The following is a 13,251-nucleotide window of genomic DNA, read 5'->3' on the forward strand; positions in this document are numbered from 1 at the left end:
TTATTTTATATGAAAATACGATTAATATAATTTAAATTATTAGCCAATAATTTTTTAAATTATATTATAGATGGGTGCTATGAAATGTTTTTGTCTGGTTATAAAAATGATAATTGTAGATAGGTTAAGGCGCTAAAGGAAATTAGCGCCTTCATAATTCAATTATTTATTAATTAGATTGAAATCCCACTCTTTGAGAGCTTTCATGGAATCCTTATCTTGGTACTTAGCACCCAGTTCAAGGTAGTCATGGGCTTTTTGGATATCTTCTTTGGTTTTGTTACCTACCCAGCCATTATAGTACATATAAGCAAGCTTATATTTTGCCATAGCGTGGTGGTTACCTTGTTCAAGGTCTGTCATATCGTAATATTTCGCTGCGCGGACATAATCTTTTGGCATATCTTGGCCAAAATAGAGCATATCCCCAGCTAAATGTGCAGTATTACTGTCATTTTGTTGCGCACCTAAATCAAAATAATAAAGCGCTTTCGGGAAGTCTTTTTCAATGCCACGTTTATTATCTTTACGGTAAAGATTGCCTAAAATATTATAGGCGCGAGGGTAGCCATTTTTTCCTGCTAATTCATAGTAGTAGATCATCTTTTGTGTATCTTCGGGGACACGTTCTCCACGTGCGTAGGCGATACCTAATGCAAAGGCTGACATTTTGTCTCCTGCCTCAGCTTCGACTCGCTGCTTTTCAATTTGCTCGGCAAAACGGCCATATTTCTCGTAGGCTTTTTCATCGGCAACTTGTTTTTCAATCTCTTGTTTATCTTGAGCTGAAAGTTTATCCATTAGCTCAATAGAACTTGGTTTTTTATCAAGTTGCAATGCGTAGTAATAGGCTTGTTTGGCATCACCTTTTTCTACATATGCTTCATAAATTGCGTCAAGTGCATATGTTGGGTGGTAATATAACGAAATTTTATACCATTCGATGGCTTTGTCGATATTGTTATCAACATTACAATCACCTTTTAAATAGGTGGTTCCCATCTCTTCAGAAAGACTTTCTGGGTAATGAATATAGTGTTTGTCGGTATTTTTCTGGAAATTGCTTTTTTCAATCCACTCCTTCAAATATCGGCTTGCTTTATCCATATCTACATTATCGCTATTGCTACAATATTTACCGGGGTAATAGATTTGATAGAGCTTTTTGGTTGCGGCTAAATCGCCTTTATCATAAGCCTGTTGTAAATAAGTTAAGGCTTGAGTGTTATCACTATTGACATAATAGTGATACAAGTTCACCAGTGCTCCGGTTCGATTGTTTTTTTCACTGAGTAGCAACGCTAAATATTTTTGTTCATCTTTGGGGCGGTTGAGCTTCCTTTTTTCATCTTTAATCCCATCTCGATACAAATCCACCAGTGCATTGAAGGCATTATTAGAAAGCTTCTCATCGGTTGATTTCATACCTTCTTGTAGATATTGAATGGCTAAATCATATTCAGGAGAGCCAGAAACAATTTCGCTATCATATAAATAAGTTTGGGCTAATTGAACTTTAGAAAATAGGTCACCTTTCGCTGTGCCATCAGTATAATTTTGACGTTTTGCTTGGCTATCTTCAGTCACGGAATCAAGCGGTTGATAAGCGGCTAAATTGCCAGCCTTGATACTTTTCTTATACCAATCTTGCGCCGCAAGATCTCTACCGCGTGAACTATACCAATCCCCAAGTTTAATATAAGCGGCCGTATCGCCTTTTTTGGCAGGAACAACCAGGGTTTCATAAACTTCAATATAATCATCAACCCGTTTTGGATTAGAATGTTTGCGTAAATAAATGATGGCTTCATCCCAATCAGGTGCCATTAACCAAGCGTTTTTTTCGTCATTTAGCACGCCCATATAGCGCATCTCACTATAGAGAGCGATGGCGTAGTCATTACCTTCATCACTCGCTTGTTTTAGGTATTTAGCCGCTTCAAAACGATCTTCCTTGACACCTTGGCCATAGAAATAAGCTCGACCTACTTTGTATTTTGCTGAAGGACTATTATTGAGCGTTTTCATGCCAATTTCATAATCATCCATGTACTTGATGAATTCATTGCCCCAACTACCTGATTTAAGGTAATACTCACGTGCTTTTTGTCGATTAGGCTCAACAAGCTGGCTACCTTTTAAATATTGATGTGCCAGTTTACGGGTATAGTCTTTGCTGCCAAGGGCGGCTAATTGGTCGTAATAACCTAATATTTTCGCTTTATTGGCATCAAGATATTGATCTTGTTGGTAATAATCAATGAGCTCTTCAAGTGCGCTTTCTTGATTGAATTTTGCACTTTTCTCTAAATATTCAAGCCATTTTTTCTGATCGACTTTCTGTCCATAATTACCATATTTATATGCATTGGCCAGTGTGCGTAATGCGTCAGGGTCATTTTGCTTCGCTTTTACTTGAATATTGGCAAACGAGGCTTTGGATTTTTCAATTTCTCGTTTACGCGATTTTAAAAAGCTATAATCAGGATCAGAAATCTGGTTGTAATAGAAAAGGGCGGTATCATAATTAGCATCTTCCCCGTAGTTACCTTTTTGGTAAATTTCCCCTAACTCATATAAGCAGCGGTTGTTTTTAAGTGCCGCACATTTTTTATATTGAGGAATTAAATCTTTTTGAGTCAGTCCAGTAATTTGTTGGAAGCGAGATTTATAATACGCCTTATCATTGTGATAAGTGACGCTATCAAGGTTTTGTGCGATATATAAATAAGCGGATGCACTGCCTAATTCTGCCGCCTTTAAAATATAATCGTATATTGGTTTTATTTCAGCATCACTTAACGTGTCAACTTGAGTTAATTGAGTCAGTTTATTGATCCCATATAAATAGGTGATATCGGTATCATGATTAATGAGTGGTTCAATTAATTTTTGTGCCTCAGCATGGTTATCATATAACGCCATTTTTACCAATATTGCTTTTGTATCAGCGCGATTTAAACCAGTTTTTAACAAAACATCTTGAGCGATTTGTAGCTCATGTGGGCGTAATTCAGCTTGTGCTTGAGGCGAATGGAGTACATTGACAACCAAATTAGCGATTTTATTGGTTTCTGTTGGTCGGTATTTTAATAATGCAGCGGCATAATTAACTTGGCTGTTAAAATTACGTTTAATTGATTTTTCATACAAATCAAAAGCTTGTTCGCTATTTTTTTCTGCATCTTCTTTGAGTAGATAATCAGCATATAAATAAGCTAAGGAATAATTTTCGCGTTTAATTACATCCTCTTTGAGGATATCGATAACTGTTTTTTCATCGATAAGTGCTTTAATATCATAACGATAATATAATTGAACTAATAGGCGCTCAGCGGTTGATGGATAACCGTTTGCATTAAGGTTGTCGATGAGTAACTTAGCCGCTTTTTGCACATCCTGCTTAGTACCAAATGCAATAATATAATAACGTGCTAATTGCATTTGAGCATCATAAGTGGGGTCTATGCGATTTGCTTTTTCTAAAGCCGCGAAGGCTTTCTCTGGTGAAAACAACGGACTACCTTTAACACTATAAACATCACTGGCTACCACTAACGCTTCTGCGGAGTTCGGGTATTTTTCCACTAAGATAGGTGTGTATTTAGCGACAATATTACTGAGTTTTTGGGTTGGAAACTCGTAACTGGAAATCGCTCGTTGGTTGATGGTAACGAGCGCGTCTAAATCACCAAGGTCTGCTGCAGCGGTGAGATATTTTTCAGCTAAAGCGTCATCACGCTTAACGTCGCTAAATGTACTGCCTGAATAGACTTTATAAGCCTGATACATTGCGGGAGGATATTGGCCTTCGGCGGCATCAGTTAAATCCTGAATACGATCTTTGTCGGCTTGGTAATTTAAATACAAGGCTTTAGGTTGTTTGGCCTCAACAAGCGGCCGGATATAAGCCATCGCACGGTTTTTATTTCTCCGCACGCCATCGCCAGTCATATATTTTTGGTACAGAACATAGATAGCGTTCTCGTCACCACGGCTAGCACGCTCTTCTAAATTAGTGATGACTTTTTGTTTTTCTTCTTCTGTTTGTGAACCATACAATGATAAAGCCCCAGGTTCTAATTCACTTGCGTCAGAAATGTATTCTAGTGCGGAGGAAAAAGAGAGGCGTTCGTACTTTTTGGCTAGCAATGGGTTCGGTGGTACGCCGTTACCGCCATCTTCATAAATTGATGCGAGTAACATCGCGGGTAAAGGAAAGTCGTTGCTGACAAGCGGTGTTAATATTTCAACGGCTTTTTTACTGTCATTCTCAATGTCATGAGCGATATAATCCAAGGCAAATTTGGCCAATCTTGAGCCTTGGTCAGAGGCCAACGTAAAATATTGGCGAGAGAGTTCGATATTTTGCGGAACCTCTTCATATTTATCAGCTAGATAAATACCTCCAACCATTTCTTGTGCTTCTTTTACACCGAGATCAGCGGCTTTAGTTAAAGAGGTTAAACCGTTTTCATCAGTGGAAGTGTCTTCTATTAGGTGTTTATAACGGAAAAAACCAAGGTTATATAACGCATTTTTATTGTTAGATTCCGCCGCTTTAATTAGCCAGTTTTGAGCTGCCACATCATCGGCTTTCGTGCCAATACCGTCTTTATACATCATCGCTAAGGCAAAAGCAGATTGTGAGTCTTTCTCTGCAGTTTTTTGGAATTGTTCAAACGCAGCTTGAGATTCACCTTGTTGATATAAATCATAGCCTAATTGTGAGGGAGAAGATGAGTTGGTGGCATTGACGAAATAAATGCCAATGGCTACAGCAATTATTATCAATACGAACAACCCAACTTTAAACGGCTTAGCCATTGTCATTCCTTATCATAGTGGTTACTTGCCACGATCCATTTAGATTTATCGCGCTATAACGGCTTATTGAGTGGAGTTAATACTCCTAAAGGGGTATTTGATTTTGCTTAAGTCTAATTGGAATTCCAGAAGATTCAATCGGATTATCCTTCATCTGAAAAACGGTAATCCGATAAATGATACCAATGATGGGCGAACTAAAGGTGAATTGAGTGATTTTAAAATGTCACAAAGTATTAATAATGAGAAATATTAAAGGAAAATAAACGAAAGAATGAAGAGGATTTCAAACATAGCCCCACAAAGTGGGGCATATGAGTGACGACATTGCATTTATTGCTTTTGTAATTCTATTCTACTGGCAAGAATCTTCTTGAACCACCTTTTTTTCACGGCGGAATAATTCTGTCAGTGGCGTGCGTAATTGTTGCGCTAACATTACCCCGAGTAAAACCACGCCACCACCGATTAAATGGTAACTTTTGAGTTCTTCACCTAAGGCAAAAATAGCGATAATAGCGGTGAAAACGGGGGCTAGGTTCATAAAAATGGAGGTTGTATTCGCCCCAAGGCGCATAACTCCTTGGATCCATAATGCAGGAGCCATAATGGAGGCGGCAATACCAGCAAATACCACTAAACCGATATTTTGGCTGTTCAGCGAGACATCTTCAGCTAATAAGAAATTAGGGAATAGCATGATAACGCCAAAGAAAACTTGAACGTAGAGTGAGTCCCAACTGGATAACTGGATTGACCAACGCTTAGTAAGCACACCGTACAGGGCATATGCTGCAGACGCAACTAACATCATGGCTTCCCCTTGGCCTAAGCCTTGTGAGAATAATGCGCTTGGGCTTCCTTGGCTCACTAACCACACTAACCCACATAATGAAAGAATTGAACCTAGCACAATCCCCACGGTAGGAATAACGCGTAGTACAAAGATACTAATAATCACTGTTAATAATGGGATCATGGAGTTCATAATTCCCATAAAAGTAGCGCTCACGCTGTGTGCGGCATAATAAGCTAAACTTTGGTAAAGCATCATCCCTAAAGCGCCCAAAATGGCAAGTTGCCACCAATGCTTCCTGACCATTTTAAAATTTCGAAGCACAGAACGTAATACAAAAGGCGTCATGACAAGCAAGGCCAGCGCCCAACGGTAAAAAGAGATTGCCGCAGGGTCAATAGCGGTTGATGCCGCTTTGTTTACAATGGCATTAATTGACCATAATAAAACCGCAATCAGCGGAAAAAGAAGATTTTTCATTAAAACACTCTCCCATATTGAATGGGCGCTAGTATACATCTGTCCGATTTTTTATATATACTGATAACCAGACAATCGATAACGCTTTTCAGACAGGTACCATGGAAAATTTAAAATCAGACATTTGGCAAATCAGCGAATGTAATATCGCAGAGCCTGAATTGGTTGCTTTTCGGCATGAGCAAACTGCCGCCCTCACTGAGTATAAATCCCATTCGCATCCTTTTGGTCAAATGCTGTATGTAGTGTGTGGCATCATGGAAATGGAGGTGGCTGGTCAACATTATTTAGCACCGCCAGAATTTTGCATTTGGATCCCTGCGAATATTCCCCATGCTAGCTTTAATAAAGAAAGTGTCAAATTTCGAATTATAGATTTTGCTCATGAATACAACCAAGTGCTGGCTCAACGGCCGTGTGTGATTAAGCTTAGCCCGATATTTCAATCAATTATGACGGACATGTATCAACGCGGTATTGTTCAGCCCGAAACAGAGCAAGACTTGCGTTTGGCTCATGTGCTTATTGATCAATTTCCATTGTCTCCCTGCCAAGACACCTATTTGCCTGTTTCAAAAGATAAATTTCTTGCTCCCATCTTATTAGAGTTACAAGGTGACCCAGCAGATAACACGACGTTAGCACAATGGGCAAAACGCTATTATACATCGGAACGCACGTTATCAAGGCGTTGCCAGCAAGAGTTAGGAATGTCGTTTAGTGAATGGCGTCAACGTTTACGCTACCTACATGCCGTTGCCGGGCTAGAAAAAGGAAAAAGTGTACATGAAGTTGCATTGGATGTCGGATATAGCTCGGCATCCGCCTTTATTGCGATGTTCCAACAAATATCAGGTGTCACACCAGATCGCTTTCGAGCGAAAGAATTTACAGTAGAAGGTAACCTCTCATAGGCATCTGGCTTAAACCGTGGCAAAATATTGCTCCACTTATCTATATAACGACACACAACAAACAAGTGATTGATTGGGATAACAGCGTGAAAATTTTAGTCGATGAGAATATGCCATATGCTCAAACTTTATTTAGTGAGCTTGGTGAAGTGAAAGCGGTACCGGGGCGTCCTATACCAGAACAAGAATTAATTGATGCAGATGCATTAATGGTACGTTCTATCACTAAGGTTAATGAATCACTGCTCGGTAATACACCGGTTAAATTTGTTGGAACTGCGACAGCCGGTTTTGACCACATTGATACCGAGTGGTTATCAACCGCAAATATTGGTTTTTCATCAGCACCGGGTTGTAATGCGATAGCGGTCGTTGAATATGTCTTTTCCTCACTATTACTGCTAGCGGAACGCGACAACTTTGATTTGCGTGATAAAACAGTAGGAATTATTGGTGTTGGTAATGTCGGAGGGCGTTTAGCGGCTAGGTTATCGGCTTGGGGAGTCAAAACATTACTCTGTGACCCACCGCGTGCAGCCAAAGGGGACGACGAGCTATTTGTTTCTTTTGAAGATGTGCTCAAGCAAGCTGACGTGATAACCTTCCATACTCCGCTGAATATGTCTGGGGAATATCAAACTTTCCATTTAATGGATGAAACGGGTTTAGCAAAATTACGAGATGGCACCATTTTAATTAACGCAAGTCGAGGTGAAGTAGTTGATAATAAAGCATTATTATCTGTACTTAATCGCGGAAAAAAACTGAGCGTTATCTTAGATGTGTGGGAGCCAGAACCAGATTTAGACACCGCACTTTTAGCATTAGTGGATATCGGTACTCCGCATATTGCGGGTTATACGCTAGAAGGTAAAGCACGAGGAACGACGCAAGTTTATGAAGCTTACTGCCAGTTTCTCGGCAAATCGTCACAAATTTCCCTTTCATCCTTACTGCCTAAGCCTGATATCAATCAATTGACTTTCAATGGTAAATTAACGCAAAACCAGCTCAAAAGGTTAGTGCATCTCGTGTATGATGTGCGCCGAGATGATGCAGCATTAAGAGCGGTTGCAGGGGTAACAGGCGAATTTGATAAACTGCGCAAAAATTATCAAGAACGTCGTGAATGGTCATCCCTTGAAGTGATTTGTGATAATGAACAAACGGCATCAAAACTCAATGCACTTGGTTTTAAGGCAAGTTTAGTTAGCACAAAATAAATGAGTTAAAATGATCACCTGTTAAATAGCGCCAATTGGGGCTATTTAATTTTTTATTTTTTAGAGGAATAGCCATGACTGAAGGTTGGAATATTGCAGTATTAGGCGCAACCGGTGCTGTAGGTGAAGCTATTATTTCACTGTTACAAGAAAGAGAATTCCCAGTCGGCGAACTGTATTTACTGGCCAGTGAGCGTAGTGCAGGGGAGAGCGTACGTTTTAATGGTAAAAGTATTCAAGTTGAAAATGTGACTGATTTTGATTGGTCACAGGCACAAATTGCCTTTTTTGCAGCTAATGAAGGTGTAAGCCTACAATACGCTGAATTAGCGGCGCAGGAAGGGTGTATTGTCATTGATACTAGCGGCGTATTTGCTCAAGAACCGGATGTGCCACTGATTGTCCCAAATGTGAATCCGCAAGTACTCGCTGATTATCGCAACCGTAATATTATTTCATTGGCTGACAGCTCAGTGAGCCAATTATTAACGGCAATCAAACCGCTGGTGGACGCGGCAGGGTTAGGGCGTATTACTTTAACCAATATGTTGTCGGTTTCCAGTTATGGTAAAGCCGCTGTCGATGAGCTAGCAGGGCAAAGCGCACGTTTATTAAATGGTATCCCTGCGGAAGAAGGCCGTTTTAGTAAGCAATTAGCCTTTAATATGTTGCCATTATTGGCTGACATGGAAGGCAGTGTCGTTCATGAACGTCGCTTGGTTGAGCAAGTGCGTAAGGTACTGCAAGATGATGGCTTACCAGTGGCCGTTAGCTTTATTCAATCCCCTGTTTTTTATGGGAATGCGCAAGTCGTTCATTTAGAAACGTTGCGCCCAATGAGCGCAGAAGAAGCTAACGAAGAACTTGAACGTTTTGAAGATATTCAGGTCTCAGAAGAGGGTGATTATCCTACCCAAGTGACTGAAGCGTCAGGTCATGACCAATTAAGCATTGGTTGTGTACGTAATGACTACGGTATACCCGAAATTTTACAATTTTGGTCAGTGGCTGATAACGTGCGTTTCGGTGGCGCATTGATGGCGGTAGAAACAGCAGAAAAACTGGCTCAGGAGCTGTTTTACTAATGTCTGAGTCTACACAGTTGTATCGAATCGCATTAGGTATTGAATACAACGGCAGTCGTTATTTCGGTTGGCAACGTCAGCAAGAAGTTAAAAGTGTTCAAGGCTGTTTAGAGGACGCTTTGTCAAAAATTGCCGCGGAGCCAATTAGCGTGTTTTGTGCAGGGCGTACTGATGCTGGTGTCCATGCTACGGGGCAAGTGGTGCATTTCGAAACCTCTGCCATTCGTAAAGAAGCGGCTTGGACCATGGGGGCGAATACCCATTTACCCGCGGATATCGCTGTTCGCTGGTGTAAACCGGTGGCTGAAGAGTTTCATGCACGTTTTAGTGCAACAGCGCGTCGATATCGTTACGTGATTTTTAATCATCGTTATCGGCCAGCGATTTTATCGAGTGGTGTAACGCACTTTCATTACCCACTCGATGAAAAAAGAATGCATGAAGCGGCACAGGCACTATTGGGTGAACGTGATTTTACCTCATTCAGAGCAGTCCAGTGTCAGTCGAAGTCGCCATGGCGTAATGTGATGCATGTGAATGTCAGCCGCCACGGTAATTATGTGGTGGTAGACATCAAAGCCAATGCATTTGTTCACCATATGGTGAGAAATATTGTCGGAAGTCTGTTGGAGATTGGTTGTGGCAACCAAAGCATTGATTGGATGGCACATCTTCTTGAATTAAAAGACCGTACAAAGGCAGCTGCAACTGCGAGAGCTGAAGGGTTGTATTTGGTGAGTGTCGATTACCCAGAGAAGTTTGAGCTACCTCAGAATGTGATGGGGCCGCTTTTTCTGGCAGATGAACTGATGTAAAGCGAATTTTTATTTATATCATAATTATTGCAAATAGCATGGATGCTATTATTGATGAGGATTATATGGAATTTATCACTTTTATTATCGACTTTATTTTACACATCGATGTGCACCTTGCTGAACTGGTCAGAGATTATGGTACGTGGGTCTATGGTATCCTGTTTCTGATCCTATTTTGTGAAACAGGGTTAGTGGTCACACCATTTTTACCGGGAGATTCGTTATTATTCGTTGCTGGCGCGATTTCGTCATTAGACAGCAATGACCTGAATGTTCATTTAATGGTCGCGTTGATGATTACGGCGGCGATTATTGGTGATGCGGTAAACTACACCATTGGGCGTATTTTTGGTGAAAAATTATTCAAAAATCCGGACTCGAAGATTTTTCGTCGCGTTTATTTAGATAAAACCCATGCTTTTTATGAAAAACATGGCGGTAAAGCGATTATACTGGCGCGCTTCGTGCCGATCGTCAGAACTTTTGCACCATTCGTTGCAGGAATGGGTAAAATGTCTTATCGTCACTTTGCTTTTTATAATGTGACGGGCGCGTTTATTTGGGTATTATTATTCACTTATGCGGGTTATTTCTTTGGTGAATTACCGTTCGTACAAAAGAATTTGAAATTACTGATAGTCGCGATTATCTTTGTTTCAATTTTGCCGGGCGTTGTTGAAATTATTCGTCATCGCCGAATAGCTGCGAAAGAAAAGCGTGCGGCAGCGCAAAAAATCGATAACCACTAGATGGTTTAACAAGTTTTTATCCACAGTGAGATATCATTGTGGTTTAATGGCAAAAAATTACATACTGGTGATAACCAGAGTGAATCAGACAAAAAGGTCCATTAATGAGCTGGATTGAAAAAATTTTAAAGAAAGGTAACTTGACCCAATCACACAAAGCCAACATCCCAGAGGGAGTTTGGACTAAATGCGATAGCTGCGGGCAAGTATTATATGGTGCTGAATTAGAGCGTAATTTATCCGTGTGTCCAAAATGTGACCACCATATGCGAATTCACGCCCGTCAGCGCTTAGAAACCTTCCTTGATGAAAACTCAACAACAGAATTAGGCAGCGAACTTGAGCCTAAAGATATTCTGAAGTTCAAAGATTCAAAAAAATATAAAGATCGTATTGTTGCAGCACAAAAAGAAACGGGTGAAAAAGACGCGATCGTCGTGATGAAAGGCACGTTGAAAGGCATGCCAGTAGTGGCTGCAGCGTTTGAATTCGCCTTTATGGGCGGTTCAATGGCTTCAGTTGTCGGTGCACGTTTTGTCCGTGCTGTCGAACAAGCTTTGGAAGATAACTGCCCGTTGGTATGTTTCTCTTCAAGTGGCGGTGCGCGTATGCAAGAAGCACTGTTATCATTAATGCAGATGGCTAAAACCAGTGCCGCATTAGCAAAATTGCAAGAGCGTGGCTTACCTTACATTTCAGTATTAACTGACCCAACCATGGGTGGGGTGTCTGCAAGTTTAGCAATGTTAGGTGATATTAACGTGGCAGAGCCGAAAGCGTTAATTGGTTTCGCAGGGCCACGTGTTATCGAGCAAACTGTTCGCGAAAAATTACCGCAAGGCTTCCAACGCAGTGAATTCTTACTTGAGAAAGGCGCGATTGACATGATAGTTCGCCGCCCTGAGATGCGTGACCGTTTAGCTGAAATATTGGCGATGTTAACCAATAAACCAAGCTTTAATGAGACACCAATCATCGTAGCGGAAACGGTTGAAATCGACATCGATGCCGTTGATGAACTTGATGCCCAAGAGCCAAAAAAGGATTCTGAAAAGCATAAAAAAGATGATGAGTAATCTAATCATTCCTAATGCCAAGTCTCCATTGGAGGCTTGGCTTTCTTATCTTACCGACTTACATAGCCAAAATATTGATATGGGGTTGGAGCGAGTCGGTCAAGTTGCTAGGAAAATGAACCTAACGCAGCCTGCTCCCAAAGTTATCACTGTGACGGGAACCAACGGGAAAGGGACAACTTGTCATACACTAGAGTCCATATTTATGGCGTCTGGGTTAAAAGTTGGGGTATACAGTTCACCGCATCTTATCCGTTATACCGAACGCGTTCGTATTCAAGGCCAAGAACTTCCCGAGTCTGATTTCTGCGAGGCATTTGCCATAATTGAAGCTCAGCGAGCAGATATTTCTCTCACCTATTTTGAATATGGCACTTTGGCGGCGTTACAGCTATTTAAACAAGCTAAACTCGATATTGTGATTTTAGAAGTCGGTTTAGGTGGGCGGTTAGACGCGACAAATGTCGTTGATGCAGATATAGCCGCAATCACCAGTATCGCACTTGATCACACTGATTGGCTTGGTTCAGACCGTGAACATATTGGTTATGAAAAAGCTGGTATCTTCCGTGCTGGCCATTATGGTGTGGTTGGTGAGCCGGATATGCCAGCTTCAATCAGTCAAGTGGCTGAGCATTTAGGTACGAAGCTATTTCGTCGTGGGACGGATTGGCAATACAGTGAGCAAGCAAATAGTTGGTCATGGCAAAGTTCACAGCGTGAATGGCATAATTTACCGTTACCGAATGTGCCTTTAGCGAACGCAGCAACAGCGCTAGGTGTGGTGAGTTGCTTATTGGAAATTGATGCTGATTTTGCCCAAAAAGTGACTGAGTCCACTATTCATCAAGGTTTGAAATCAGCTCAATTACCGGGGCGCTTCCAAATTGTCGGTGAAAAACCGTTGATGATCTTGGATGTGGCGCATAACCCTCATGCAGCAGGGTACTTAGTTAGTAAATTGGCTGCCTTGCCTGAAACTAAAGGTCGTCATATTCGTGCGGTTGTCGGGATGCTAGGTGATAAAGACATCAAAGGTACGCTTGAGTGTTTATCACAACAAGTCACCAATTGGTACCTTGCGCCATTAACTGAGTTTAGGGGGGCTGATGTGGCTCAACTGAGTCAACATTTACCGACAGCTAACCAGTTTGACAGCGTAGAAAAAGCGTGGCAGCAAGCTTGCATCGATGCAAACGAGCAAGATGTGATTGTGGTGTGCGGGTCATTTCATACCGTTGCTCACGTCATGATGTTATTGGAAAATCAAGAAGGATAGTGCC

General features: G+C 41.1%; 9 protein-coding genes. 7 read left to right on the forward strand and 2 right to left on the reverse strand.

The window, feature by feature from the left end; genetic code table 11:
• Positions 1–162: 162 nt before the first annotated feature.
• Positions 163–4,827, reverse strand: coding sequence for a tetratricopeptide repeat protein (locus tag ACU696_RS10010; RefSeq protein WP_447343069.1), 4,665 nt, complete (start codon positions 4,825–4,827; stop codon positions 163–165).
• A gap of 355 nt (positions 4,828–5,182) precedes the next feature.
• The gene (locus ACU696_RS10015; RefSeq protein WP_109911541.1) at positions 5,183–6,103 is read right to left on the reverse strand and encodes a DMT family transporter; all 921 of its coding nucleotides are present in this window, start codon (positions 6,101–6,103) and stop codon (positions 5,183–5,185) included.
• A 101-nt stretch (positions 6,104–6,204) separates the two neighbouring features.
• Between ACU696_RS10015 and ACU696_RS10020 the strand changes: the two genes are divergently transcribed.
• From ACU696_RS10020 to folC, 7 genes are all read left to right on the forward strand, one after another.
• The gene (locus tag ACU696_RS10020; protein ID WP_004912323.1) at positions 6,205–7,017 is read left to right on the forward strand and encodes a helix-turn-helix transcriptional regulator; all 813 of its coding nucleotides are present in this window, start codon (positions 6,205–6,207) and stop codon (positions 7,015–7,017) included.
• An 86-nt stretch (positions 7,018–7,103) separates the two neighbouring features.
• A complete protein-coding gene (gene pdxB / locus ACU696_RS10025; RefSeq protein WP_198634777.1) occupies positions 7,104–8,240 on the forward strand; it encodes a 4-phosphoerythronate dehydrogenase PdxB in 1,137 nt (378 codons plus the stop codon).
• A gap of 74 nt (positions 8,241–8,314) precedes the next feature.
• Positions 8,315–9,325, forward strand: coding sequence for an aspartate-semialdehyde dehydrogenase (locus ACU696_RS10030; RefSeq protein WP_004912316.1), 1,011 nt, complete (start codon positions 8,315–8,317; stop codon positions 9,323–9,325).
• Positions 9,325–10,140, forward strand: a complete 816-nt coding sequence (gene truA, locus ACU696_RS10035; protein ID WP_109911543.1) for a tRNA pseudouridine(38-40) synthase TruA — start codon at positions 9,325–9,327, stop codon at positions 10,138–10,140. Before ACU696_RS10030 ends, truA begins: the two co-directional genes overlap by 1 nt.
• Before the next feature lie 65 nt (positions 10,141–10,205).
• Positions 10,206–10,892: a DedA family protein gene (locus tag ACU696_RS10040; RefSeq protein ID WP_042851864.1), complete on the forward strand. Its 687-nt coding sequence runs from the start codon at positions 10,206–10,208 to the stop codon at positions 10,890–10,892.
• A gap of 104 nt (positions 10,893–10,996) precedes the next feature.
• The gene (gene accD / locus ACU696_RS10045; RefSeq protein ID WP_004912308.1) at positions 10,997–11,968 is read left to right on the forward strand and encodes an acetyl-CoA carboxylase, carboxyltransferase subunit beta; all 972 of its coding nucleotides are present in this window, start codon (positions 10,997–10,999) and stop codon (positions 11,966–11,968) included.
• Positions 11,958–13,247: a bifunctional tetrahydrofolate synthase/dihydrofolate synthase gene (gene folC / locus ACU696_RS10050; RefSeq protein WP_196719433.1), complete on the forward strand. Its 1,290-nt coding sequence runs from the start codon at positions 11,958–11,960 to the stop codon at positions 13,245–13,247. Before accD ends, folC begins: the two co-directional genes overlap by 11 nt.
• The last annotated feature ends 4 nt before the right edge of the window (positions 13,248–13,251 follow it).

Source organism: Providencia sp. PROV_01, assembly GCF_053098325.1.